Here is a 24,322-nt window from a genome sequence, read left to right as displayed (position 1 = left end):
ATGGAAGGAGCGTCACTATGCGTTCCCACGGACAAGGACATGGACCCTGCGGACCCGGCCACCAGGGCCGGGGTGACTTCGATGCGCGGCGCGCCGCCTTCGGGCCGTTCGGCCCGCCTTTCGGGCCGCCGCCATGGGGCGGCCGCGGGCGCGGCGGAATGCGCGGCAGGGCGCGGCGCGGCGATGTGCGCGCTTCGATCCTGACCCTGCTCAAGGACCGCCCGATGCACGGCTACGAGATGATCCAGGAGATCGCCGAGCGCAGTGGCGGAGCGTGGAAGCCGAGCCCCGGCTCGGTCTATCCGACCCTGCAACTGCTGGAGGACGAGGGCCTGATCAGCAGCACGAGCGATGGCGGCAAGAAGCTGTTCGAGCTGACCGAGACCGGTCGCGCCGAGGCGGATGCCGGTCCCGAGGCCCCCTGGGAGGAGGCCGGGCGCGGCGTCGACTGGGAGGCCATGAACGAGATCCGGAAGGCCGGCGCGGGTCTCGTCGACGCCTTCCGGCAGGTCTGGGCGACCGGGACGCCCGAGCAGCGCGACAAGGCTCTCGCGGTGGTCAACAAGGCGCGGAAGGAGCTGTATCTGATCCTCGCGGAAGAGGACTGAGTGGGGCTGAGCGAGGTCCGGGGAGAGGCCGAGCCAGTCGGAAGCGGCGGTGCCGCGCGCGGGTGCGCGGGGTCGCCGCTTCTTTGCTCGCGAGTTAGTTCAGGTCATGAGAAAAGCGCTGCGAAAAGCCTTGACGGGGTGTCACCGGCGCGGAAAGACTCCGCTCGCCGACCACGAAACGGAGCCCGCATGATGCTGTTACACCGCCGCCTCAAGGGGCGCGTACGCACGAGAGCGAGATCCATCGGAAGCGCCCGGCGCCGCAGCGCCGCCGCACTCGTGACCGTCACGGCCTGTGTGGCGACGCTTGCGTCCGCGCCGGCCGGAGCCGACGGGGCCGGGCGGCCCGCGTACCTCGACGCCCGTGCGCCCGTCGCGCAGCGCGTCCAGGACCTCCTCCGGCGGATGACGCTCAAGGAGAAGGCCGGGCAGATGGACCAGATCGCCGTGGCCCGGATCCAGGGCGACTGCGAGTGGAGCGGCGGCGCCCTCAACGAGGCGTGCATGAAGACGGTCCTCGACGACTACGCAGCTGGTTCCGTCCTTTCCGGCGGCGGCATGGGCCCGCAGAAGAACACGCCCGCCGACTGGGCCCGTATGGTCAACTCCGTCCAGAAGTACGCCGTCGAGAAGTCCCGTCTCCACATCCCCGTGCTCTACGGAGTCGACGCCGTGCACGGCCACAACAACGTCCTGGGCGCCACCGTCTTCCCGCACCAGATCGGGCTCGGCGCCACCTGGGACCCCGGCACCGTACGCGACTCGGGCGCGGCCACCGCCCGTGCCGTCGCCGCCACCGGCATCGACTGGAACTTTTCGCCCGTCGCCGACCTCGCCCGTGACCAGCGCTGGGGCCGCTACTACGAGACGTACGGCGAGGACCCGCTGCTCGCCGGAACGCTCGCCGCGGCCGCAGTCCGCGGCACCGAGAACGTGCGGGGCGCGAAGAAGGTCGCCGCCACCGTCAAGCACTTCGCCGGCTACTCGGAGCCCTCCAACGGGCACGACCGGGTGCCCGCCGACGTGTCGGTCCGCTACCTCCAGGACACCCTGCTCGCGCCGTACCGGTCCGCCGTCGAGGCCGGAGCCAGGACCGTCATGGTCAACTCCGGTGCCGTCAACGGGGTTCCGGCCACTTCCTCGCGCTACCTGCTCACCAAGGTCCTGCGCGACCAGTGGGACTTCAAAGGCGTGGCGGTCACCGACTGGGAGGACATCCGCGCCCTGCAGACCAAGTACAAGATCGCGGCCGACTACCCCGAGGCCATCGCGCTCGCCGTCAACGCCGGTATCGACATGGCCATGGAGCCGTACTTCGCCAAAGACTTCACCGAAGGCCTGATGACCGCCGTCAGGCGTGGCCTGGTGAAGGAGAAGCGCATTGACGAGGCCGTCGGCCGCATCCTGCGGCTGAAGTTGGAACTCGGCCTGTTCGAGGACCCGTACGTCGACCCCGGCGAGGCCGACGAGGCCGTGCTCGGTGCCGACCGGGAACTCGCCCGCAAGGCCGCCACCGAATCCCAGGTCCTGCTGCGCAACGAGGACGGCACTCTCCCCGTACCCGCCTCCGCCAAGAAGATCGTGGTCGCCGGTTCGTACGCCGACGACATCGACAGCCAGGCCGGGGGCTGGACCATCGGCTGGCAGCGGGTGCCCGAGGGAGTCGAGCTCCCCGGCACCACCGTCCTCGAAGGCATCAGGGCAGCGGCGCCCAAGGGCACGGACGTGGTGTACGCCGCGGCCGCGGACGAGGCCGCCGAGCAGGCCAGGACCGCGGATCTCACGGTCGTCGTGGTCGGTGAGAAGGCCGCGGCCGAGGGCGAGGCCGACTCCCCGCGGCCGGAACTGTCCGCCGGCCAGCAGGCGCTGGTGAAGTCGCTGAAGGCGAGCGGCAAGCCGGTCGTGGTCGTGGTGCTCGCCGGACGCCCGCTCGCGCTCGGCGACGCGGCGGGCACCGAAGGGCTGCTGATGTCCTGGCTGCCCGGCACCGAGGGCGGCCACGCGGTCGCCGACGTCCTCTTCGGGGCGGCGAACCCGAGCGGCCGGCTCCCGGTGTCCTGGCCGAAGAAGACCGGCAACGAGCCGATGTACTACCAGCAGCTGCCCGGCACCAACGGGGGCGCCGAGTCCTCGTACGACGCCGCGTACGCCTTCGGGGCCGGTCTCTCCTACACCAGCTACGCCTTCGATTCCCTGGGCCTGGTGCGGAGCTCGGTCAGGGCGGGCGAGCCGGTGCAGCTGAAGGTCACCGTGTCCAACACCGGCCGGAGGGACGGGGATCTGGTGGTTCCCATCCACGTGTCGCGGCCGTCGAGCGACGTGCTGGCCCCGGCCGGGAAGCTGGTCGCCTTCACCAAAGTGCGGCTGGAAGCGGGCCAGTCGAAGACGGTCGCGCTGACCGTCCCGGCGCGGGTGCTCGCGGTCACCCCGGGCGACATCGACGGCGCGGGCGCGCCGCGCGTCGAGGGCGGGGCGTACGTGTTCACCGCGGGCGGGCGGAAGGCCGAGCTGACCGTGCGCTGAGCCCTGCCCCGCCTTACGAGCTGCTCGAGGGGCGCAGTGGCTGAGGGGCGGCCGGCGGGCCACCCCTCAGCCAACGGCGGTCGCCCCAGTCGCGGCGGTCGCAGCCTGTCCTGCTTGTTACGCGACCAGACCGCTGAGCTTGCGCAGCGACTCGTTCAGCGCCGCCGTCGCCGAGTCCTTGAGCTTGCCGGCCATGAGCGTCACGGCCGCTCCGGTGAACTCACCGTCGATCCGCACCTGCGTCCCCTCGCCGTCCGGAGTGAGGGTGTACCGCGTGCCGACGTTCACCGCCATCGGCCCGGTGCCCCTGATGTGCAGCAGCCGGGCGGGCTCGCAGGCCTCCACCGTCCAGTTCACCTCGGCAGGGAATCCCATGAGCTTCATGTTCTCCGCGAAGGTGGCACCCGGCTCCAGGGAGGCGGGGCCGCCCTTGGGGAAGCTGGTGTGCGTGGAGTTCCACTGCCCGTACGACGTGAAGTCCGTCAGCTGCTCCCAGACCTTCTCCGCCGGTGCTTCGATCCGTGCCTCCGCGCTGACCTCGGCCATACGACCACCCCTTCTCCGTCACTGCGACAGGCGCTCGCGGACCGTAGACCGAGGGGCTCCAACATTCAAGACTGACGGAGCGTCAGTTATGGCCTTCCTGTGGCGTGATCTCATCCCTAAGGAGGAGAATCCGGTCATCCGTACCCAACCACGGTGGGAGGGGCAAATGATCCCTACCGTCGATGCTCGGCTCGTTCGGGGCTGATGAGGTGGGAGATGTGCCAGACCGTTCGCCGCCGCCCGGTGTCGCCGGGCAGTCCAGTCCCGGGCCCGGTGCCCGGCTCGGTGCCGTGCCGGCGTCGGTGGTCAGCGCTGCCCGCAGGCGCGCCATACGCGATGCCGACCGCCATGTCGACACCGCTCACCTCCTGCACACCCTCCTCGAAGCGGATCCGGAGGTCAGGGCCGCATTCGGCGCCGGGGCGCAGGTCGCCCGGCTGCTCACCTATCTCGTGCAGCGCAGCATCGGTTACGGGCTCAGGTGGCGGGGTGCGGTCGAGGACTCCGGGGCCCTGCGCGTCGTGAGCGCCGGGCGCGAGGAGAGCGGAACCCCCGGCTTGTCACCGGCGGCGGCCGCGGCCATGCAGGGCGCACTGGAGCGCGCCCGCTGCAGGGGCGCCGAACGCGCCGAAGGGCTCGACCTGCTGGCCGCGCTGGTCGCCGACTCCGGGTGCCGGGCGTCGGAGGTGCTGCGCCGGGCGGGCGTGGACCGCGAGTTGCTGTCGGCCCGGCTCGACGGCTCCCTGCCCGCCGGGGCGGTCGGCGGCGCAACTGTCCTGCAGAGGGGACTCGGGAACGAGGCCGTGTGACGGGGAGCGGGGCGTTCGGGCTGCGGCCTGGTGCTGCGGCCCGGTACTGCGGCCTGTCAGGCGTATCGGGGATGACGCTCCTGTCGAGAGCTGACATCATGTCCGGATGCACGCGTCTCAGGGAAGGAACGTCGGCCTCGGCCTCGCCTTGGCTTCGGCGTTCGCGTTCGGGGGATCGGGGGTTGCAGCCAAGCCGCTGATCGAGGCGGGCCTGGACCCGCTGCATTTGGTGTGGTTGCGCGCCGGGGGCGCGGCCCTCGTCATGCTGCCCGTCGCCTGGCGGCACCGCGCCCTGGTACGTCGGCGCCCCGCCCTCCTCGCAGGTTTCGGCCTGCTCGCCGTGGCGGGCGTGCAGGCCTGCTACTTCGCCGCGATCTCCCGCATCCCGGTCGGGGTGGCGCTGCTCGTCGAGTACCTCGGCCCGGCGCTGCTGCTGGGCTGGGTGCGGTTCGTACAGCGCCGGCCGGTGAGCCGCGCGGCCGCCGTCGGCGTCGTGCTCGCAGTGGGCGGTCTCGCGTGCGTCGTCGAAGTCTGGTCGGGGCTCGGCTTCGACGCGCTGGGACTGCTGCTCGCGTTCGGCGCGGCCTGCTGCCAGGTCTCGTACTTCGTGCTCGCCGACCACGGCAGCGACGGCGAGGACGCGGCGGACCCGATCGGGGTCATCGCGTACGGGCTGCTCGTGGGCGCCGCCGCGCTCACCGTCGTCGCCCGGCCGTGGGGCATGGACTGGGCGCTGCTCGCGGGACAGGCGGACATGGACGGCACGGTGGTGCCGGCGGCGCTGCTGCTCGGCTGGGTCGTGCTCGTCGCGACCGTCATCGCGTACCTCACCGGCGTGCTGTCGGTGCGCCGACTCTCGCCGCAGGTCGCCGGAGTCGTGGCGTGCCTCGAAGCGGTCGTGGCGACCGTACTGGCCTGGTTCATGCTCGGGGAGCATCTCTCCGCGCCGCAGGTCATCGGTGGCGCGGCCGTGCTGGCGGGGGCGCTCATCGCGCAGACCTCGACGCCGAAGGCGGCCTCGGACGGGCCGGTGGCCGGCTCGACGTCCGGATCGATGCCCGGCGAAGGCGGCGAGGGCGGCGAGGGCGGCGAGGATGGCGAGGACGGCAGGGGCATCGGGCGGGACGAAAGGGAGTTGCCCGCCCGTTCCCGGGCGACGTAAGGTCCGGATCATGTATGCGAACGCACTCGTTCTTCCGCCTCCCGCCGCTTAAGGCGGGCGGCCGCTCCACGGAAGACCTGGCTCGGGCTCTGCCCGGGCATGTCGCCGCTGCCCGCAGACGGAAGCGAAGCGACCATTCCTCTTCCGCGGAGAACTCTCTCGTGTCGAACGTGTCGGACAATGCTGTCGGCCTGCCCGTCGGGCGTGGCCTGTTCTATCTGGTCGTCGCCGGTGCCGCCTGGGGCACCGCGGGTGCGGCGGCCGCCATGCTGTACCGGTCCAGCGATCTCGGTCCCGTCGCCCTGTCGTTCTGGCGCTACGTGGGCGGGCTCGCGCTGCTGATGGCGGTGCGTGCGGTACGTGCCGTGAGCCGAGTACGGGCACGGGCCCGGGGCCCGGGCGCCGTCGCGCCCGCGGCGCGGCCGTCCGTTGAAGCGCGGGGCCGCCGGGTCCTGCGCATCGTGGGCACCGGTCTCGGCCTGACCGTCTTTCAGACCGCCTACTTCGCGGCGGTGCAGGAGACGGGGCTCGCGGTGGGCACCGTCGTGACCATCGGCGCCGGGCCCGTGCTCATCGCGCTCGGCGCCCGCCTGACCATGGGGGAGCGGCTGGGCCGCGGGGGAGTGGCGGCCATGGCGGGTGCGCTGGGCGGGCTCGCTGTGCTGGTTCTCGGAAGCGGGGGCGGGGTCGTGAAGCCGCTCGGTGTCGTCCTGGCGCTGGTGTCCGCGGCGGCATACGCGGGGATCACGCTGCTGACGCGCCGGCTCGGGCGCGCCGGTGGAGGCGCGGACCCGCGCTCGACGACGGCCTGGGCCTTCGCCGTCGGCGCGGTCTGCCTGCTGCCGCTCGTCGCGTCGGAGGGGCTGCTGCCGCACACGGCGGATCCGGCCCGGGTGCTGGTGCTGCTGGTGTACGTGGCGGCCGTGCCGACCGCGCTCGCGTACGCCCTGTACTTCGCGGGGGCGGCCGTCGTACGGGCCGCCACCGCGTCCGTGATCATGCTGATCGAGCCGGTGAGTGCGGCGGTGATCGCGGTGGCTGTGCTGGGGGAGCGGCTCACGGTGGCGACCGCGCTCGGAACGCTCCTGCTGCTGGCGGCGGTGGCGGCTCTGGCGGTGACGGAAGCCCGTCTGGCCTCCGCCTACCGCCGCCCGTCCCCCGCCTGAACGGCATTCGTTCCGCGGGGTGATGGGGGTACCCCCATCACCCCGCGGAACGAATGCCCGCACCCGGGCGGGACATTGGGCGGGTAGCGCCGGGCGTAGGTCCTGCTCAGCGGGACGCCGGGTAGGCCGGGAGCGGCACGGCCGGGTCCAGGTCGTCGGACGGGAGCGGCGTGCCGTACGCCCGCGTGACCGGCAGGACGCCGCTCCAGTACGGCAGCGACAAGTCCTCGGGCTCGTCGTTGGGCGGGCCGGACCGCATCTTCGCCGAGACCTCCTCGAGGTCGAGCCGTATCACCGCGGTCGCGGCCAGTTCCTTCGCGTTGGCCCGGCGGGAGTCGTCGGCGCGGCCCGGCAGCACCTGGTCGACGATCGCGTCGAGGGCCGCGGCGCGCTCGGCCGCGTCCGTCACCTGCCGGGCGGTGCCGTGCACCACCACCGAGCGGTAGTTGACCGAGTGGTGGAAGGCGGAGCGCGCGAGCACCAGCCCGTCGACGTGGGTGACGGTGAGGCACACCGGCAGTCCGGGGTCGGCCGAGTCCGCCGAGTCCGCCGAGTCGGCCAGGCCCGAGGAGTCCGCCGGGGCCGCCATGCGCAGCGGCCGGGAGCCCGTCGAGCCGTGCACATACAGCCGCTCGCCCACCCGGGCGTAGAGCGTCGGCAGCACCACGGGTGCGCCGTCGCGGACGAAGCCGAGGTGGCAGAGGTAGCCCTCGTCGAGGATCGCGTGGACGAGTTCGCGGTCGTACGCCGCGCGCTGCCGTGCGCGGGTCGGCACCGTGCGGTCGGTCGGATCGTAGGCGGCTGGGGCCCCGTCGTGGGCGGCGTGAGCGGCGGCGTCCGTGTCCGGCATTGCGAAGCTCCATTGAACTAGTGCATAATCTTCTTTGTGCTAGGAGAGTATCGGATCGCCGGTCGTCGCGCAGCCGAGATTGCGGCCAGCGTGGAACAGGCCGTCGGATCGGGGGAGTTGAGCCCCGGTCAGCTCCTGCCGCCGCTGCGTGAACTGGCGCAGCAGCTGGAGGTCAACCCGAACACCGTCGCGGCCGCGTATCGCACGCTGCGCGACCGCGGAGTGATCGAGACGGCGGGCAGGCGCGGCAGCAGGGTGCGGGCGCGGCCTGCCAGCACGTCCCGGGAGGCGATCGGCGTCGATGCCCCGCCGGGCGTCGTCGACGTCTCCAGCGGCAACCCCGACGTCGCCCTGCTGCCCCCGCTCGGCGGGGCGCTCGCCGAGGCCGCGGCCCGTAACGCCCGCCGCCCTGCGCTCTACGGCGACGTCCCCATCAGCGCCGAGCTGGCGGAACAGGCCAAGGCCGCATTCGCGGCGGACGGTGTACCGGACGGCCCCATTGCGGTCACCTCCGGGGCGCTCGACGCGATCGAGCGGGTGCTCGCCGCCCATCTCAGGCCCGGTGACGCGGTCGCCGTCGAGGACCCCGGCTGGGGCAGCGTGCTGGATCTGATCCCCGCGCTGGGACTGCGCGCCGTGCCCGTCGCCGTGGACGACGACGGGCCGCTGCCGCAGGACGTCGAGTGCGCGCTCCGGCAGGGCGCCCGCGCGCTCGTGGTCACCTGCCGGGCGCAGAACCCGACCGGCGCGGCGGTCACCGGCCCGCGCGCGGACAGCATCCGGTCCGTTCTGGAGAGCCATCCGGAGGTCGTGCTCATCGAGGACGACCACGGCCACGGCATCGTCGACCTGCCGTTCCACGCCCTGGCGGGCAGTTCGGGGCGCTGGGCCCTGGTCCGCTCAACCGCCAAGGCGTACGGGCCCGACCTGCGGCTCGCCGTGCTCACCGGGGACCCCGTCACCATCGACCGGGTGCGCGGCCGCCTGCGGCTCGGCCCCGGCTGGGTCAGTCATCTGCTGCAGGACGTCGTGGTGCAGCTGTGGCGGTCGGGTGCCGTGGACACCGCGGCCGTGGCCGCTGCGTACGGCGCCCGGCGGGACGGCCTGGTACGCGCGCTGCGCGAGCGCGGAATCGCCGCACACGGCCGCAGCGGCATCAACGTCTGGGTGCCGGTGGCCGACGAAACGGGTGCGGTCGCGCGGCTGCTGCAGTCCGGCTGGGCCGTGGCACCCGGGGCGCGCTTCCGGATGTCCTCGCCGCCCGGGGTGCGGGTGACCGTCTCGACGCTGTCGGACGACGACATCGGGCCGGTCGCCGACGCCCTGGCGTCCGCGGCCGGCCCCGCACCCTCGGTGCGCTACGGCTGAGCGGCCGGCCGGAAGAAGACCGCGGACGACAGCTGGACCTTGCTTCCCGGTGTGAGGAGTTCGACCGTCCTGGGCCACTCGGCGGGCTCGGGAAGGTCGAGCGCGGCTGCGAGCCGGGACGCGAAGCGGGGCATGACCGGAGCGGCTCCGGCCGCCAGAAGGCGCGCCGCCGCGAGTTCGAGCGCCACGGCCGTACGGCTCTCGTCCCGCCACTCCTCGCTGCCGGCCAGCAGGCTCTGCCCCTGGCCGAAGCGGACCACGTCCTCGACGATGCCCCCCAGCTCGGCTGCCGCCTGCCGAAGCGAGAACCCGTCCGGGCTCAGGCTTCCGGTCAGGGCGGCCAGCCGGTTGCCGAGGCGGCCGAGGAAGGCCGAGTGCTCCGGGGTCCAGTTGCCCGCGTCCGGCGCGATGCCGGCATGGCGCTCGTCGATACGGCGCCCCAGGTCGTTCAGCCACTCCTGCCAGGTCCCGATGAGGGTGTCCTGGAGCACCGATGCGTAGGCGGCACGCCGGAAGTTGGTACGCACCCCTTCGGGCCGGGTGCTCGAGAGGAAGTAGCGGACGGCGTCGACGCTGTCCGGGCCGAGGATCTCCTTACCCCAGATGGCGTGCCTGCGGCTGGTGGAGAACTTGCTGCCTTCGAGCAGATAGAACTCGTTGACGTGGTAGTCGATGTCCGGTGCCCAGTCGGGGAACGCCAGCTTGTAGAGGACCGGGTAGAGCACCGCGTGGTAGAAGCTGTTGTCGTAGCCGAAGAAGTGGACGATCTTCCAGTCCGGCCGGGGGGCGAGGGCCTTCCACTCCTCGCCGAGCCGCCCGCCCAAGGTCTCGATGCCGTGCAGGAACCCGTACGACATCTCCGGCCACACCCAGATCACTTGACCCTCGGTGGCCTTCTCGGCAGGAGGCACTCCCCAGGTGGACGGGTGGGTGACGGGGACGTCGAAGCGCGGCCGGCCGAAGAGCCGGTGCGCGAGCTCCCCGAGCCGCGCCGGGACACGGCCGAGGCGGTGGTGCTCGCGGACGGTCTCACGGAACTCGTGCAGGGGCAGCGAGTACCGGCTGACGGCGGCCCGGCGCGGGACGGCCGCCGACTGCGCCGACTCCGGGTCCGCCAGGTCGGCGACGAGGTTCGGCTCCCCGCACTCCTCGCAGATGTTTCCGCCGGTGCCGGACGAGCAGTGCGGACAGCCGCCGGTGACGTCGACTTCGTAGAGGTACCGGCCCGTCTCCGAGTCGAAGAGCGCCTCGCCCTCCGCCGGAGCCACCGAGCCGGAGGCGACCAGACGCGAGAAGAACTGCCGCAGTCCCGCCGGGTAGGCCTCGTCGCTGCTCGTCACCGTGTACTGGTCCAGCGGGATGTCCATCAGCCGCAGTGTCTCGGCGATTTCGGCGCTGTAGTGCGCCGCGACCTCCGCGGGTTCCCGGTTCTCCCTGCGCGCGGCGCCGAGCACATAGCTCTGGTAGTCGTCGCTGCCGGTCAGATGCCATGCCTGGGCACCGTTCATGCGCTGGAAGCGCACGTACGCGTCGGCGCCGAGGTACGGGCCGGACAGGTGGCCGAGGTGCAGATCGCCGTTGGGCGTCGGCGGGGTGGAGAAGACGAAGACCGGCCGGTCCCCGTAGGACTTGCGTTCGGGAGACCCCGCCGACCTCAGCGCCCGGTCGGCGTCCCGCCAGTACTGCGTCAGGAAGACCAGATCCGAGTCGCCGGTGTTCTCCAGCACATGGGACTCGAAGGGCTCGAAGAGCGCGACGGTGCCGGGCTCCGCGACGTACCGCTCCCCGTCGACGACGAACTCGCCGCGGCCCGCGACGATGACGAAGCACTCGGTCTCGTCGTGGTGATGGCTGTCCGAGCTGCGGCCCGGGGCGACTCTGCCCCAGCCGGCCCCCACGCCCAGACCCTCGACCGAGCTCATCTCGATGCCGAACGTCTCGTGCAGCGCGCTCGGGTCGTACGTGTTGATGATCACGAGTTGTCCCTCTCTCCGTGGTGCGGAAGCTGGAGCAGACCGGCCGCCTCCGCGGCGACGGCTGGGGCCAGCCGGTAGCCCGAGCCGCACGCCGCACCCGCGAAGACCAGACGCCGGTGGCTGTCGAGGGCCGTCACCAAGGGCCCGCCGGTGGGGCTGTACGCGTCGCAGAAGACCCGCCCGGATACGCAGTGCTCGACGAGGCCGGGCGCGTAGCGGGCCAGGACGTCCCGGGCTTCACGCAGGTTCTCCGGAGATATCCCGTCCGCGACGGTTTCCGGGTCGACGTCCCACTCCCGGCACGTATAGCTGAACAGCCAGTGGCCCCGGTGGTGCAGCGGCAGCAGAAACGCGTCCTCGTCGTGGAAGACGATCGCGCGGTCGCCTTCTTCCGGCCGCACGTCGACGTGCATCGCCACGACCTTCTTCACGCGGCCGCCCAGCGGCGCGACGAGCCCCTTCCAGGCAGGAGCGGCGAGCCAAGGACCGGGCGCGAGTACGGCCCGGTCGGCGATCACGGTCTCGCCGGTGCCAAGGCCCAGTACGACGGCCTGTTCTCCGGGCCGGACTTCGGTGACCCGCACGCTCTCGCGGAAGGAGACCTGCCCCCGGAGGCCCCGGCCGAGGAGGTGCGTGAGGGCGTGCACATCCGCGTACTGGCAGCCCTCGCCCTGCCAGGCCGCGGAGTCCGGGGGGATCCGGATCCGGTCGTCCGGCGGCTGCGCGACGCGCCGCAGACGGGCGCTGTCGAGGTAGATCCCGCGCAGTGCCGCCTCCCCGGCCTCGGCGGCTATCACGGTCATGGGCAGGGGACGGATGGGCAGTTCGGGGTGGAGCGCCAGCAGCTTCGCGTAGTGGTCCTGGCTGTAGGCGGACATGCGGCGCACCCGCTCGGTCGCGCCGCGCGGGAAGGCCAGCCCCGCCGAGCGCCGGGTGGCGCCTGAGCCGATCGTGTCGCGGTCCAGGACCATGACCGAGGTGCCGGGGCTGCGGGCCAGAATCTCGCGGGCGGTCATGCAGCCGATGACACCGGCTCCGATGACCGCGACGTCCACGGTCGTACGCGTCGCGGTCCCGTCCACGGTCGTACGCGTCGCGGCCGTCATCCCGCGAGCCACGCGTTCTTGGCGGCGGTCTTCGTCGACCACTCGATGAACGACGCGAGCTGGTCGTCGCTGCGCACCCCGCGCAGCCGGTCGGCTATGCGCTGACTGCGCCAGGCGTTGAGGCTGAGGTTGGGGTCGGCCAGGCCACGCTGCTGCCGTGCGGCGTTCTGGACGAAGATGTCGCGGCCCGGCGGCCCGTCCCACTGCACGGCGAAGTCCTGGTCGACACGGAGCTCGCCGTCCTCGCGCTCCAGCCGGCCGGCGATCGGGGCCAGGAAGTCCGTCGGTGCGGACCTGAACCCCGTCGCCCACACGACGACGTCCGCCTCGTGGTGCTCCACTTCCCCCGGCTGGTCGTTGTGCTGCGTCGCGATGTCCCACGTGCCGCCGATGCCGCGGGTCACCTCGGTCACCTCGCGGTTGGGGAAGAGCCCGACCAGATCCGGTAACCCCTCGACGAACCGGTGGACGTACAGCCGCTGGTAGATCGACCGGAGGGTCTCCTCGGAGATCCCGTCACTGCTCAGGATCTGCTGGTCGTTGAACGCCCTGCGCGCGTCACCCGGCAGGCCGTAGAAGTAGTCCGAGTGGGACGGCGTGTAGAAGTCGTTGGTGAACGGTGAGTCGTCGATCGGGAAGTAGTTGCGCCGCCGCGAGACCCACGAGACCCGCCGGGGCAGTTCGGCGCCCGGCCGGGATACGAGATCGAGGAAGGCCTCCGCGCCGGACTGGCCGCCGCCGATCACGACGATCCGCTTGCCCCCGAGGTCACGCGCCTTCTCCATGAACTCGCTGACGTGATACTGGGTGGGACCCAGCCACTCCCGCCCCTGAGGCGGTACGAACGGGCGGCTTCCGACCCCGAGTACGACGTTGTCGGCCGTCACCGTGCGGCGGTCGGTGCGGACGCGGAAGACGCCGTCGAAGCCGATTTCCCGCACCTCCTCGCCGAAGACGATGTTGTCGTTGCGCGCGCAGGCCCAGGCCAGGTAGTTGCGGAACTCCTGCCGCGGCACGGCGGAGAACTGCGCGTTGAGGAAGTGGTAGACGCGCCCCTGGGCGTGCAGATAGGCGAGGAACGAGAAGGGGTTCGTCGGGTCCGCGAGGCTGACCAGGTCCTTGAACAGCGAGACCTGCAGGGTTGTCCCGGGTAGCTGCTGTCCGTCGTGCCAGCCGAAGGCCGCCTTCCGGTCGACGAAAAGGTTGGACACCTCGGCGTGCCCGTGGAGGAGTGATGCCAGGCTCAGGTTCGCCGGCCCCACCCCGACCCCGACACACCGATAGTGCGCCGGAGGGTGATCGGGACTCTCCTGTCCCATGTCCGGACCTCTCTTTCGAGTGACGATGGACGGATCATTGACTGCCGCCGGCGTGGGTCACGCCCGGCCGCCTCAACGCACCGCGGAGAAGCGGGGCTCGAAGGCGGGGACGCCGGGGGCGTGCGCCTTCCACCACTCCTGGCCTTCGGGGGGAAGGGTGTAGACGGGGTCGTAGTACTCGTAGAGCCGCGTCAGGTCGTCCGCGTCGCCCGCGTCGAGGGCGGTGCGGTAGTTCTTGGACCAGTACGAGATCCCGTGCACCCGGTCGTAGTCGGTGAGCTGGTGGACCCAGCGCTTCCCGACGAAGGGAACGTCACAGACGATGCGCGGAGTCGCGAAACCGGGGAGATACCCCATGATCGCGTGCTGCAGATCCTGGGCCTCGGCGACCGATGTCCGCCAGTGCTCGCTGTACGGGATCATGTCGCACATGTAGAAGTAGTAGGGCATGATCGCGGCACGGTCGAGCAGGGCGAAGCACAGGTCCAGGAGCGCCGCCGGGCTGTCGTTCACCGTACGCAGCAGGACCGCCTGATTGCGGATGTCGCGCAGGCCGGCATCCAGCAGGAGCCGCGAGGCCCGGGACACGCTCCGTGTGATCTGCTGCTCGGCGTTGGCGTGCGTGTGCAGCGCGATCTGCACCCCGCGCGAGCGCGCCGTGGCTGCCAGTCTCCCGACACCGGCCAGCACCTTGCCGTCCATCCAGTACTGCGGCAGCCCGATCAGCGCCTTGCTGGCCAGCCGTATGTCGCGTATGGAGTCGATCTCCAGCAGAGCGTTCACGAACGACTCGACCCGGGGCCACGGGACGTTGGCGACATCGCCGCCGGAGACGACGACGTCCCGCACGCTCGGGGTCTTCCGCAAGTAGTCGATCATGGCTTGCAGCCGGGCTTCGGGTTTGAGCGTGAAACTGGTCTTGCTGACCTGCGGGGTGGAGTTCCCCACGAGGTCCATGCGGGTGCAGTGCCCGCAGTACTGCGGGCAGGTGGACACCAGCTCCGCCAGGACCTTGGTGGGGTAGCGGTGCGTCAGGCCCTCCGTGGCCCACATGTCGCGCTCGTGCAGGGAATCCCGCTCGGCGTACGGGTGGGAGGGGAAGTCGGTTCTGCGGTCGGAGAGGACCGGCAGCATGTAGCGGCGGACCGGATCGGCGTAGTAGGCGTCGGTGAGCGACCCGGGCCCGTCCGCCGGCGCGTCGGGCGCCATGGTGTTGATCATGTGCGGGGTGATGAGCAGCGACATGGTGGCGCGCTCGCGCTGGTCGCGCTCCAGGTCGGCGAAGAAGGTGTCGCCGAGCAGGTCCCCGGTGACCTCACGCAACTGGCGGAGGTTCTTCACGCAGTGGGCGCGCTGCCACTGCGGGGAGTTCCATTCCTCATCGGTGACGTCACGCCACCCGGGTAAGCGGCGCGGATCGGGCTCCCCGGCTTCGTGACGCCGGTACGCGTAGGGCTGCTGGAGGCCGTCGGACATGCGTATCCTCTCGGTCGGTTCGACGTCGGCGGCAGGCGGCGGGCCGTGGCAGCGGGGGTGCCGCCACTGCCACGGACCCGGCTCACGGGGCGGGTTACGGCGTCACGCCCCCGCCGGCCTGCCCGGCGACACGAAGGAGGGCGCGCAGACACTGGCGCCGGTGGACACCTGCTCCAGGGCGGTCATCCCGCCCAGCGCGCGGCGGTAGGGCTCGCTCAGTTCGGTGAGCACATCGTGGAGCGGCTGATCGACCGCGGCGAGCTGCCGCAGCGCGCCCTCCACCTGTTCGCGCCAGCGGACCCTGATCTCCGGGTCTCCGCCCTGCTCCGTCGTGATCAGTCCACGGCAGCGCGGGCCGCGGCACCGGCACTCCATGCTCCAGCCGATGTCCTCGACGAAGGTCGCGTAGTCGCACGTGACCTCTTCGCCCGCGGCGATGTCCCGGACGGCCACGCCGAAATCGAGACCGAGGTCGAGGACGTTGGCCTCACACGAGTGGTTCATCAGGTAGGCGCCGAGGCACGGCAGCAACAGGCTGCCGTCGCTGAGGAGATGCCCATACGTGTCGAGCGCCGCGAAGCGCGCGCCGGGGAGCGCCGCGACCTCCTCCTTGGACCATCGCGAGCACTTGGTGCACGGATTCCAGATCGCCGTCCCGGCGGGAATGGTCTCCGTGGCGAACAGCCCGACGTTGTGCGTGCGGCTCGCGCGTACGTCGATTCCCTTGGTCAGCACGGGATCAGAGAAGTTTCAGCGCATCGGCGAGACCGGACTCCAGCTCGTCCACCCTGGTATGGCTCTTCCCGAGGATCAGGTAGCGCCACTTGCCGTCGAACGCCAGCGTGTCCGAGGTGAGGACGACTCCCTCGTCGGAGCCCGGCTTGAAGTCCAGACCGGCCTGCCGGACCCGCGCGAGACCCGCGGCGAACTCCCGCTCCACGCCGCCCGGCCTGGAGTCGGCGATCCACACGGCTGCGCCCGCCCGCTCCTCTCCGAGCAGCCGCCTGACCAGCAGATCCAGGTAGGTGCACCCGGTCTTCCTGACGTTGCTCTCGGTCGAGTAGAGGACGTCGTCCGCGGTGATCCCGCCGTCGATGTCGAACGGGCCCCGATATCCGGCCTGATGCAGGTGGCGGCCCAGCGCGAGGCCGCCCTCGACCAGTTCCTCCACGGCCGAGGAACTCGCCACCAGCGGCGTGACCTGGCCGCTGAAGCTGCCGTTGGGAGTTCGCATCTCGCCGACGTGCATCACCCGGGGGCCGTCCTCGTACACCTCCATCTCCACGGTGACGACACGGGCGAAGTCGAGCCGCTCCTCGACGACCCAGCCCGGAGGCTGGTCGGCGACCGAGGGCAGGTACGCGGCGAGCTTGGCATCGAGGCCGGGCAGGTCGCCGGCCTCCCAGAAGCTCACTCCGTAGCCGTTGGAGCCCCGGGCCGGCTTCACGACCGCCGCGCCCCTGTCGGCCAGGACCTTCCGCAGGGCGGCGGCCAGTTCGTCCGGGGTGCCGCAGCTGAAGCCGTGGGCGGTCCTGATGCCCAGCTCACCGGCGAGCTCCCGGAAGCCGGGCTTGGCGTTGATCCGGTACGCGGCCTCCACGGCGCTCGAGGGAACGCCCTCCGCGCCGTAGCCCTCCACCGGTACGCCGATCTCGGCGGCGAGTTCGACGGCGGGGCGGTCCTGGGCGAACGCCTGGAACCGCATGCCGGGCCGGTCCCGCGCCTCCGAACGCAGCCTGTCCACGAGGCCGCTACGGCGGACCGCGGCGGTCAGCGTCGCCAGGTCGTCGGCGGGCGCGTCCAGCAGCGTCACCTCGGACGGGGAGAACCCGAGCAGGTCGCAGGCGTAGTCGCGCAGAGGCCCCGACATGGGCCTGGGTGTGACGAGGACATCGCCCGGCCTGGTCAGCCAGATCTTGCGCGGGGACACGGCGATCAGGGCGTCCGCGTGCCGGTGCACCGGGACGGTGACCATCAGTTCGTTGACGAAGTTGCCGAAGACCAGCAGGGGATAGTCGCGCTGCACGGTGGTTCTCCTCACTCCCCGGGCTTCACGCCGCCGTAGACGGCGTGGCCCGCTTTCATCCAGTAGAGATCGACTTCGTTGAATCCCGCGTCGCGCAGCCAGCCGAGTTGGTCGAAGAGTGGGGACGGCTTGTCGAGGTCGTCCGGGTACTCGTAGCAGCTCCACTCGAGGGCGTGAAACTTCTCGTACGGTTCCGTGGTCCCGGTGCCGACGAGGCTCTGGGCCTTGACGGCCTCGTTCCACATCCGGCGCGCGAGTGCCACACCGCGCTCGCCGACCGGCTGGATCAAGTCCGCGATCACCAGGACCCCGCCGGGGCGCAGCATGGCGAACACATCGCGGAAGAGTTCGCGCTTGCCGTCCCCGTCCAGGTGGTGGATGGCCAGCGAGGAGACCACGGCGGCCGGGGCCTCGTCGCGCGTGCGCCAGTCCTTCCCGGCGAGGTCGAACTGCTCGGTCCGGAACCGGGACTCGTAGGCGGACAGCTCGCGTCGCGCGGTGTCGAGCATGGTGCGGCTGAGGTCCAGGCCCACCACGGTGGCCTGCGGAAAGGCCTTGAGCAGCGCCTCGCTCAGCCTTCCCTGGCCGCAACACAGATCCAGGAACTCGGCCGGATTCTGCGGCTCGGGAATGAGGGAGGTCACGACGTCCATCTGCACCTGGCGCTCGGGGACGAAGTACTCACCGAGCTCGATGAATTCGCTGGAATCCTGTTCTTCCCAGTCCTGCTCGCTCAACTTGCTTCCTTTCGCTTTCTCATTGCGGTCGGAACGCCGTCGCCCACAGCCCAAACGGGCACACGGGGGCCACGCTCACCATGAAGAAGAAATCAGCTTCGGCAGTCGATGAAATGCGCAGCGAAGCCTACGAATATCTGCCGCTCACACGTGCCCCGTCCCCCGGTTTCCTTGAGATCATACCTGCATTTCGACGCCGCTCCGCAGGAATCCGCCGATCGCCGTCACTACGGCCTCGGTGGCGTCGGCATGGCACATGTGCCCTGAGCCGGCGACGACTTCGGTGCGGCAATTTCCGAAGGACCGCGCGAGCCGCTCGAGATGACTCGGGCCCGCCCAGCCGTCCAGTTCCCCGCCGACGGCCAGAGTGGGACAGCGCACCTCGTCGGCATGGCTCATCGCTTCGTCCAGCGAAGGGAATACCGATTCATTGAAGTAGCGAAGCGCGTCGACATTCGCCGGCCACCGGGCGAGCTGCGACTGCCAGGCTCTCGTGCGCTCCGACATCGGGCCCACCCAGAGCGGGATGACGCTCGCGATCAGCCGCCCGAGAGCGGCGTCGCCGGACGGATACGCGTCCCCCTGGGCCTCCAGGATCGCCAGGGCCTCCGCCACCTCGGGCTCGGACCGCCGCACGCGCTGGAAGTCCTGTGCCATCTCCTCGGCCTCGTCGCCGCCGTAAGCGGGCGTCGCCAGCAGCACCAGGCGCCGTACGAGACGCGGGTGACGTGCGGCGGCGAGCGAGGCGACCACTCCGCCGTGCGAGTGGCCCAGAAGATCGACGGGCTCCCCTCCGGCCTCCCTCTCGATCCAGGCCACCAGGTCGCCCGCGTACTCGCTCAACGAGTATGCGCCGGGATCACCGGGCCGCGGGCTGCCGCCCGTGCCGCGCGGGTGCACCACCGCGACGGTGTGGCCGCCGGCCAGGGCGGTCAACGGCTCCAGGTAGCCGGGATGCATCCCGGGACCACCGGGGTGGCACACCAGCAAAGGACCGCTGCCCCACCTCGTGTCGGCCAGTCGCAGCACCATTCAGGCCTCCCGGGGGACGAGAAGGCGGGCGCAGACCGCGGAAGCCAGGGTGAGCGCCGCCGCGGTCGCGAGCGCCCGCTCGGGTGTCGTGGCACCCACCAGGAATCCGCCCGCCGCGGTTCCGATCGGAAAGCCGATCAGATTGACGCTGATGGAGACGGTCATGATGCGGCCCAGCCAGCCGGGGTCCGTACGCCGCTGCCGGAGCGAGAGCAGGCTGACGTTGACCGTCCCCTCCATCAGGCCGAACGCGGCCAGGCCGGCGCCGAGCGCGACGACCGAACCCAGCGCGCTGACGGGGAAGATCGCGACCGCGGCCAGCACGGTCGCGCCCACCATGTAGCGGCGCTCCACCCCGGACCGTACGAGCTTCCCGGCCACCAGCGCGCCCAGCCCTCCGCACAGGCCTGCGATCGCCCACATCAGACCGACATAGCGGCCCGACGAACTCCCGTCGTCCGTGACCCACTTCGCGATCGCGACCGGCACGATGAGGACCAGCATCCCGTACGAGACCTGGAACAGGGAGTAGGAGGCCGCGAGGCCGCGCAGCGTGGCGTTGCGCAGCAGATACCTGATGCCCTCCCACGCCGAGCGCAGCAGGTGCTGCCGCTGCTCGCCCGGCTGTGCGGGCCCCCGCGCGGGGACGGAGCCGCCGCGCAGAAGGGCGAGGCTCAGCCCGGCCAGCGCGTACATGGCCGCCACGGTGAGCAGTGTGGGGTTGGCGCCGACGCCCGCGAACAGAGTTCCGGCGACCAGCGGCCCACCCACCTCGATCACCGAGTAGGTGCTCAGGTCAAGGGCGTTCGCCCGGTCGTACGCGGCATCCGGCACGAACTGGGGGAACAGGGTCCGGATTCCGCCGTCGGTCAGCGGGCTGGTCAGTGAGAACAGGGTCAGCAGCACGTAGAGAACGACGGGAGTCAGTTTCTCCGCCAGGGAGAAGACGGCGATGCCACCGATGAACACGGCGCTCGCGGCCGTGTCGAGTGCGACCGCGCGCAACGCTCCGAACCGGTCCAGTACGGCACCGGCGATGGGGCTCACAAGGAACCCCGGGAGAGTCAGAAAGAACCCGCTCATGCCTGCGACGGAGGCGGAGTCGAACTCGGCTATCGCATAGAGCACGATGACGAACAGCAACATACCGTGCGCCAGCCTGGACAGAGATGCGGCCAGCAGCAGTTGCGGGACGTTGCGACTCGTGAGGACTTGTCTGTAGGTGACGACCGGAGTTTCCGAGTCCTGTAAGTCCTGCGGCATCGGTGTCATTGTGCGGCGTTCACCCGCGAGTCAACCGGTCATCGACAATGCTCGACCAACGAAATTGCACCACGCTTGCTCCCCCGTGTCCTGAAGATGACAATGTCCTCAAGCGGACAATGTCCTGATGGGGACATTGTCCTGAAGATGACAGTGACGCTTTTCCCAATCGGCCGCCAATGTTGCCACGGGCAGAGGATCTATGGAAGCCTCTTCCGCGGTCAATCCGACGCGCTGCGAAGTTGATTCTTGAACTCATGCATGAGTTCCAAAGGGGGAGGGGCGCTGTGACCGAGAAGGCCTCACGACGCCTGGACAGCGTTGATCTCGACATCCTTTACCTGGGCTGGCAGCGGGAAGCCGTCGAGGCGCTGCAGAGACTCGGCGCCCGGGTGACGTGCGTCGTCTCGTCGTCCGACCGCGTCAAGCCGGCCCAAGAGGGCTTCGAGGGAACGTTGGCGGTGGCCCGCGACCACACGCATACGGAGGATGTGCTGGGGGCGCTGGCCCATCTGCGCCTTGCCCCTGACGGGTTCTGGACCGTGTGCTCCGAGGACGAGTTCGCGATCGTCGCAGCGGCGGTGCTCAGCAACCTCGGCGGCGAGCACGCGACTTCGGTCTCCGGTGCGCTGTCTCTGCGCGACAAGGCCTTTCAGAAGCGGTTGGTGCGTCAGGCGGGCATCCCGACCGCCGAGTGCGCGCGCTTCCCCGACCTCGGCGCGGTCGCGGAGGCCGTGCGGTCCGGTGAGGTCGGCACCCCATTCGTGATCAAGCCGCCGGCCGGCGCAGGCTCCCAGCACACCCGCGTCGTCAGGGACGGGGAGGCCGTCAAGGACGAGGACGTCAGGGACGGGAAGGTCGGCGCAGGCGCGCTGGACGCCTTCGCGCGAGAGGTCGGCACCGCCGCCGGCCCCTGGCTGGTCGAAGAGTTCGTCCGGGGCGAGGAGTTGCACATCGACGGCGTGGTACGCGACGGCGCCGTGCTGCTCGCCTCGGTCAGCCGGTACCTGCACAACGTCGTCGAGGTCCACCAGGGCAGCCTCATCGCCTCCGCGACGCTCGACGAGGACGCGGAGCGGGAACTCGTCGACGGCGCCGTCCGGCAGACCGAGCGCGTGCTCGCCGCCCTCGGCCACGCCGACGGCGTCTTCCACCTGGAGGCCTTCCACGCCGACGGCGCCCTGACCTTCAGCGAGTGCGCGGGGCGCATAGGCGGTGGAATGATCCTGGAAGCCGTCCGCGGCAAGTACGGCACCGATCTCTACGACGAGTGGGCCGCGGCCGTCCTTGACGTACCCTCGCCCGCCGCGCGGAGCGTCCGCGAACCCCTGAAGGACTCCTTCGGATGGGCGAATCTCGCGGCGCCCCCGGGCCGTATCCGGAGCCTGCCGTCCCGCGAAGCCATCGAGGCCAGGCCCGGCGTGGTGCAGGGCCAGCTGTGGGCGGAGCCCGGTGACGTCATCGGCGACATGAGCCAGGGGTCGCACCTCCTCGTGGCCAAGGCCCTCGTACGCGCGCCGAGCGAGGCGACCGCCCGGACACAACTGGCCTCGGTCAACGCCTGGTTCGCCGACGCCCTGCAGATGGAGCCGGGCAGTGACGATGCATGACATCAGGCTGCTGTCACTCGCCACAGCCGGGGAGCTGACTCCCTGGGCCGATCTGTGCGGCTCGGCCGACCTGTTCTGCACCCCCCAGTGGCTCGCCGTGGAACGGGATGCCTCCGGGCCCTGGGTCCCCGCGGCCAACGCGTGTCTCGTCGCGGGCGACGGCGACCGCCTCACCGCGGGAGTCACCCTCCAGCAGTTCGACCTCACGGTCGACGACGACACCTGCCGCGTCGACAAGATGGTGCGCGCCCTTCCCGAGGCGGACGGCCTGACCGATGCCGAGCTGGCCGGCGCCCTGCTCCCCTCCCTGATGTGCGGCGGCTGGTTCAACTCGACCGTCCTCACCGCCCCCGGTACGCCGGTCGAAGCCGCCGCCACGGCGCGCCGCGAACTCATCGCGCGGGCCATCAGCACCGGGCAGGAGTGGGGCAGCGCCTCGGTCTTCTTCCCCTACGTCAACGCGGCCGACAGCGGACTGCGTTCGGACCTGAGGGAGGCCGGATTCCTGGAACTCCCGGCACCCGCACGGCACATCTTCGACTGCGACCACCCGAGCCACGACGCGTACCTGGCCGCCCTGCCCTCGCGCCGCAGGGTCCGCATACGGAAGGAGCTGCGCCAGTTCGAGCAGGCGGGAGTGACGACCGACCACACCCCGCTCGACGACTCCAACGTGGAGCGGATCGCCGCGCTGGCCCACAATCTCGAGCGCAAGTACGGACAACTGTCCTCTCCGGAGCAGCTCACCAGCTGGTTCACGGCGATCGCCAAGAACCTGCGGGCCTCCGTGTTCACGGCGGAACTCGGGGGACAGGTCTTCGCGATGACCATGTGGCTGCACCACGAGAACCGGCTGTACGGATTCCATGCCGGATTCGACTACGAGATCGGTCGTGGCCTGCCCATGTACTCCGTGGTGGGCTACCACCTGCCCATCGCGTACGCCTGCTCGAGTCCGGAGACGACGGTGCTCGAGTACGGCATCAGCGCGGACGAGGCCAAGCTCCTGCGGGGTACCGAAGCCATGCCGCAGGTCCTCAGCCTGAAGCCGCTCTCGGATCGGGCGAAGGCCGCTCTCGACGGGCTGGCACCCCTCGGTCCCGGGTGACGGCCGTGCCGAACATGATCAACTCCAGCGTGGCGCTGGAGCGGAGCGCAGGCCTGCGGGCCGACCCCGGCGGAACCTCGTAGGAAAGGCGAGGTCGCATGAGGGTCATCGCTTAGAATCCCTTAACATGTTGAACCTCGACCGCCTCCGCACCCTGGATGCCGTGGCGCGCCACGGCTCGGTCAGCGCCGCCGCCGAAGGGCTGCATGTCACGACCTCGGCCGTCTCGCAGCAGCTGGCCAAGCTGGAGCGCGAGGCGGGGCAGCAGCTGCTCGCCAAGAACGGCCGCGGCATCCGGCTCACCGACGCCGGCCGGCTGCTCGCCGAGCACGCGTCGCGCATCATCTCCCAGGTCGAGCTGGCCCAGTCGGACCTCGAGGCGCACCGCGGGCAGGCGGTGGGCGAGCTGCTGCTCGGCGCCTTCCCCACCTCCGTGCGCGGCCTCTTCCCGGGAGCCATGGCCGTCCTGCGCGCCGACCACCCGCAGCTGCGGGTCCGGCTGCAGGAGCTCGAGCCCGACGAGTCGCTGCCGCGTCTGGTGCGGGGCGACATCGACCTGGCCGTCGTCCTCGACTGGTACAACAGACCGCTCTCCCTGCCCGACGGGCTCGCCAAGGCGCCCCTGCTCGACGACCCCGCGGACGTCGCCATGCCCGCCGACCATCCGCTCGCCGACCGGACCGAGGTCGATCTCGAGGAGTTCGCGGACGACGAGTGGATCTCCTGGCCGAAGGGTGAGTTCTGCCACGACTGGCTCATGTTCACCCTGCGCAGCAAGGGAGTCGAGCCACGCATCACGCATACGGCGGAGGAGCACCACACGCAGCTGACGCTGGTCGGTGCCGGGTTCGGGGTAACCGTCGCGCCACGCCTGGGCCGCGGTCCTGTGCCCGACAAGGTGCGTGTGGTGCCCGTCAGGTCCACGATGCGGCGGCACATCTACGCCGTGTGGCGCGCGGACGCGGACCGCCGCCCCTCCATCCGGGCCGCCGTGGACGCGCTGCGCAAGGCCGCGCTGACCGTGGAGGGCTGAGCGGCCCCGCCGCTTGCGCTCCTCGGCGCCGTCCGCGCCCGCCGCTGAGCCCCGTCCGCCCCCCTCAGCCCTGCGGGATCTTGCGGAAGTCCCAGGAGGCGACCGAGTCCGGGGTGAGGCGCAGCCAGGCGTGGCGGCCGTCGTGCGGCATCCGGTCCATCCCGAAGTACTTGGCCGCGAACAGCCGCTCCGGGGCCTCCAGGTCCGGGCACGGCTCGCCGGTGCGCGGTGCCTCGCCCACGAAGACACCGGTGCCGGACAGCTCGGCGCCCCGCAGCTCCCCGTACTCGTGCCCGTCGTCGACCACCACCGCGATGCGCGGATCGCTGCGCAGCTGTGCCCAGCGGCGGCTGCGGGTGATGGAGTACAGCCACAGCGACGTGCCGTCCCAGGCGAACCAGAGCGGGCTGACGTGCGGCCTGCCCTCCTCGTCCACCGTGGCCACGCGGCAGGTCCGCTGCCCGGCCAGGAAGGCGTTCAGCTCCTCCCCGGTCATCATGATCCGGCGGCCCCGGCGCTGTGTGACGGCCACAACCGTCCACCTCCCCTGTCCCCAAGCATTCTGACGGTACGTCAAGAAATCATGGGTGGTCTTCCGCCGGAG

The 24,322-nt window shown here is 71.0% G+C and carries 21 protein-coding genes; 9 read left to right on the top strand and 12 right to left on the bottom strand.

From position 1 onward, the window contains the following. The first annotated feature begins 17 nt into the window (after positions 1–17). Both ACTWQC_RS10175 and ACTWQC_RS10170 read left to right on the top strand, forming a co-directional pair. The gene (locus ACTWQC_RS10175; RefSeq protein ID WP_443315264.1) at positions 18–608 is read left to right on the top strand and encodes a PadR family transcriptional regulator; all 591 of its coding nucleotides are present in this window, start codon (positions 18–20) and stop codon (positions 606–608) included. A gap of 189 nt (positions 609–797) precedes the next feature. After that, the gene (locus tag ACTWQC_RS10170; protein WP_443315263.1) at positions 798–3,131 is read left to right on the top strand and encodes a glycoside hydrolase family 3 N-terminal domain-containing protein; all 2,334 of its coding nucleotides are present in this window, start codon (positions 798–800) and stop codon (positions 3,129–3,131) included. A gap of 117 nt (positions 3,132–3,248) precedes the next feature. Here the strand turns inward: ACTWQC_RS10170 and ACTWQC_RS10165 are convergent, their stop codons facing one another. Then, the gene (locus ACTWQC_RS10165; RefSeq protein WP_443315262.1) at positions 3,249–3,677 is read right to left on the bottom strand and encodes a type II toxin-antitoxin system Rv0910 family toxin; all 429 of its coding nucleotides are present in this window, start codon (positions 3,675–3,677) and stop codon (positions 3,249–3,251) included. Between the two features lie 182 nt (positions 3,678–3,859). Between ACTWQC_RS10165 and ACTWQC_RS10160 the strand changes: the two genes are divergently transcribed. From ACTWQC_RS10160 to ACTWQC_RS10150, 3 genes are all read left to right on the top strand, one after another. Beyond that, positions 3,860–4,486, top strand: coding sequence for a peptidase (locus tag ACTWQC_RS10160; RefSeq protein WP_443315261.1), 627 nt, complete (start codon positions 3,860–3,862; stop codon positions 4,484–4,486). A gap of 106 nt (positions 4,487–4,592) precedes the next feature. Beyond that, positions 4,593–5,648: an EamA family transporter gene (locus ACTWQC_RS10155; RefSeq protein WP_443315260.1), complete on the top strand. Its 1,056-nt coding sequence runs from the start codon at positions 4,593–4,595 to the stop codon at positions 5,646–5,648. Between the two features lie 161 nt (positions 5,649–5,809). Beyond that, positions 5,810–6,814 (top strand): DMT family transporter, encoded by a 1,005-nt coding sequence (locus ACTWQC_RS10150; RefSeq protein ID WP_443315259.1) that lies wholly within the window; start codon positions 5,810–5,812, stop codon positions 6,812–6,814. A gap of 106 nt (positions 6,815–6,920) precedes the next feature. Here the strand turns inward: ACTWQC_RS10150 and ACTWQC_RS10145 are convergent, their stop codons facing one another. Continuing rightward, positions 6,921–7,664, bottom strand: coding sequence for a pyridoxamine 5'-phosphate oxidase family protein (locus tag ACTWQC_RS10145; RefSeq protein ID WP_443315258.1), 744 nt, complete (start codon positions 7,662–7,664; stop codon positions 6,921–6,923). 36 nt (positions 7,665–7,700) lie between these two features. On the opposite strand from ACTWQC_RS10145, the gene ACTWQC_RS10140 reads away from it, so the two are divergent. Beyond that, positions 7,701–9,032 (top strand): aminotransferase class I/II-fold pyridoxal phosphate-dependent enzyme, encoded by a 1,332-nt coding sequence (locus ACTWQC_RS10140; RefSeq protein ID WP_443315257.1) that lies wholly within the window; start codon positions 7,701–7,703, stop codon positions 9,030–9,032. Here the strand turns inward: ACTWQC_RS10140 and ACTWQC_RS10135 are convergent. From ACTWQC_RS10135 to ACTWQC_RS10095, 9 genes are all read right to left on the bottom strand, one after another. After that, positions 9,023–11,008 carry a class I tRNA ligase family protein gene (locus tag ACTWQC_RS10135; protein ID WP_443315256.1) on the bottom strand — a complete coding sequence of 662 codons (1,986 nt, stop codon included), beginning with the start codon at positions 11,006–11,008 and terminating at the stop codon, positions 9,023–9,025. The genes ACTWQC_RS10140 and ACTWQC_RS10135 overlap by 10 nt on opposite strands. Then, the gene (locus ACTWQC_RS10130; RefSeq protein WP_443315255.1) at positions 11,005–12,114 is read right to left on the bottom strand and encodes an NAD(P)/FAD-dependent oxidoreductase; all 1,110 of its coding nucleotides are present in this window, start codon (positions 12,112–12,114) and stop codon (positions 11,005–11,007) included. Before ACTWQC_RS10130 ends, ACTWQC_RS10135 begins: the two co-directional genes overlap by 4 nt. Then, positions 12,111–13,433 (bottom strand): lysine N(6)-hydroxylase/L-ornithine N(5)-oxygenase family protein, encoded by a 1,323-nt coding sequence (locus tag ACTWQC_RS10125; protein ID WP_443315254.1) that lies wholly within the window; start codon positions 13,431–13,433, stop codon positions 12,111–12,113. Before ACTWQC_RS10125 ends, ACTWQC_RS10130 begins: the two co-directional genes overlap by 4 nt. A 72-nt stretch (positions 13,434–13,505) precedes the next feature. Next, positions 13,506–14,909, bottom strand: coding sequence for a KamA family radical SAM protein (locus ACTWQC_RS10120; RefSeq protein ID WP_443315253.1), 1,404 nt, complete (start codon positions 14,907–14,909; stop codon positions 13,506–13,508). A gap of 102 nt (positions 14,910–15,011) precedes the next feature. After that, positions 15,012–15,644 (bottom strand): SET domain-containing protein, encoded by a 633-nt coding sequence (locus ACTWQC_RS10115; protein ID WP_443315252.1) that lies wholly within the window; start codon positions 15,642–15,644, stop codon positions 15,012–15,014. 4 nt (positions 15,645–15,648) lie between these two features. Next, complete coding sequence (locus ACTWQC_RS10110) at positions 15,649–16,935, bottom strand: preATP grasp domain-containing protein (protein WP_443315251.1); 1,287 nt, start codon at positions 16,933–16,935, stop codon at positions 15,649–15,651. 11 nt (positions 16,936–16,946) lie between these two features. After that, positions 16,947–17,672 carry a class I SAM-dependent methyltransferase gene (locus tag ACTWQC_RS10105; protein ID WP_443315250.1) on the bottom strand — a complete coding sequence of 242 codons (726 nt, stop codon included), beginning with the start codon at positions 17,670–17,672 and terminating at the stop codon, positions 16,947–16,949. Between the two features lie 177 nt (positions 17,673–17,849). Further along, positions 17,850–18,704, bottom strand: coding sequence for an alpha/beta fold hydrolase (locus ACTWQC_RS10100; RefSeq protein ID WP_443315249.1), 855 nt, complete (start codon positions 18,702–18,704; stop codon positions 17,850–17,852). Next, a complete protein-coding gene (locus ACTWQC_RS10095) occupies positions 18,705–19,967 on the bottom strand; it encodes an MFS transporter (RefSeq protein ID WP_443315248.1) in 1,263 nt (420 codons plus the stop codon). It abuts the gene before it with no gap. Positions 19,968–20,254: 287 nt separating this feature from the next. Here ACTWQC_RS10095 and ACTWQC_RS10090 point away from each other — a divergent pair, with 287 nt between their 5' ends. The 3 genes from ACTWQC_RS10090 to ACTWQC_RS10080 all read left to right on the top strand — a co-directional run bounded on the left by ACTWQC_RS10090 (position 20,255) and on the right by ACTWQC_RS10080 (position 23,718). Then, on the top strand, positions 20,255–21,577 hold the full coding sequence (locus ACTWQC_RS10090) for an ATP-grasp domain-containing protein (protein WP_443315247.1): 1,323 nt from the start codon (positions 20,255–20,257) through the stop codon (positions 21,575–21,577). Then, positions 21,570–22,685, top strand: a complete 1,116-nt coding sequence (locus ACTWQC_RS10085; protein WP_443315290.1) for a GNAT family N-acetyltransferase — start codon at positions 21,570–21,572, stop codon at positions 22,683–22,685. The genes ACTWQC_RS10090 and ACTWQC_RS10085 overlap by 8 nt, the downstream gene beginning before the upstream one ends. A gap of 127 nt (positions 22,686–22,812) precedes the next feature. After that, on the top strand, positions 22,813–23,718 hold the full coding sequence (locus tag ACTWQC_RS10080) for a LysR family transcriptional regulator (RefSeq protein ID WP_443315246.1): 906 nt from the start codon (positions 22,813–22,815) through the stop codon (positions 23,716–23,718). Positions 23,719–23,782: 64 nt separating this feature from the next. On the opposite strand, the gene ACTWQC_RS10075 is transcribed toward ACTWQC_RS10080, so the two are convergent. Then, positions 23,783–24,250 (bottom strand): pyridoxamine 5'-phosphate oxidase family protein, encoded by a 468-nt coding sequence (locus ACTWQC_RS10075; protein WP_443315245.1) that lies wholly within the window; start codon positions 24,248–24,250, stop codon positions 23,783–23,785. Positions 24,251–24,322 lie beyond the last annotated feature (72 nt).

It is taken from the genome of Streptomyces sp. 8N616, from assembly GCF_052246385.1.
GTDB lineage: Bacteria > Actinomycetota > Actinomycetes > Streptomycetales > Streptomycetaceae > Streptomyces.
This window is presented reverse-complemented; position numbering and strand designations above follow the sequence as displayed.

Bases quoted from the DNA above. Each gene is read 5' to 3' on its own strand.
- ACTWQC_RS10095 (WP_443315248.1), bottom strand. From the start codon at position 19,967: ATGCCGCAGGACTTACAGGACTCGGAAACTCCGGTCGTCACCTACAGA.
- ACTWQC_RS10100 (WP_443315249.1), bottom strand. From the start codon at position 18,704: ATGGTGCTGCGACTGGCCGACACGAGGTGGGGCAGCGGTCCTTTGCTG.
- ACTWQC_RS10120 (WP_443315253.1), bottom strand. From the start codon at position 14,909: ATGTCCGACGGCCTCCAGCAGCCCTACGCGTACCGGCGTCACGAAGCC.
- ACTWQC_RS10080 (WP_443315246.1), top strand. From the start codon at position 22,813: ATGTTGAACCTCGACCGCCTCCGCACCCTGGATGCCGTGGCGCGCCAC.
- ACTWQC_RS10130 (WP_443315255.1), bottom strand. From the start codon at position 12,114: ATGACGGCCGCGACGCGTACGACCGTGGACGGGACCGCGACGCGTACG.
- ACTWQC_RS10155 (WP_443315260.1), top strand. From the start codon at position 4,593: ATGCACGCGTCTCAGGGAAGGAACGTCGGCCTCGGCCTCGCCTTGGCT.
- ACTWQC_RS10125 (WP_443315254.1), bottom strand. From the start codon at position 13,433: ATGGGACAGGAGAGTCCCGATCACCCTCCGGCGCACTATCGGTGTGTC.
- ACTWQC_RS10170 (WP_443315263.1), top strand. From the start codon at position 798: ATGATGCTGTTACACCGCCGCCTCAAGGGGCGCGTACGCACGAGAGCG.
- ACTWQC_RS10175 (WP_443315264.1), top strand. From the start codon at position 18: ATGCGTTCCCACGGACAAGGACATGGACCCTGCGGACCCGGCCACCAG.
- ACTWQC_RS10165 (WP_443315262.1), bottom strand. From the start codon at position 3,677: ATGGCCGAGGTCAGCGCGGAGGCACGGATCGAAGCACCGGCGGAGAAG.
- ACTWQC_RS10160 (WP_443315261.1), top strand. From the start codon at position 3,860: ATGCTCGGCTCGTTCGGGGCTGATGAGGTGGGAGATGTGCCAGACCGT.
- ACTWQC_RS10145 (WP_443315258.1), bottom strand. From the start codon at position 7,664: ATGCCGGACACGGACGCCGCCGCTCACGCCGCCCACGACGGGGCCCCA.
- ACTWQC_RS10085 (WP_443315290.1), top strand. From the start codon at position 21,570: ATGCATGACATCAGGCTGCTGTCACTCGCCACAGCCGGGGAGCTGACT.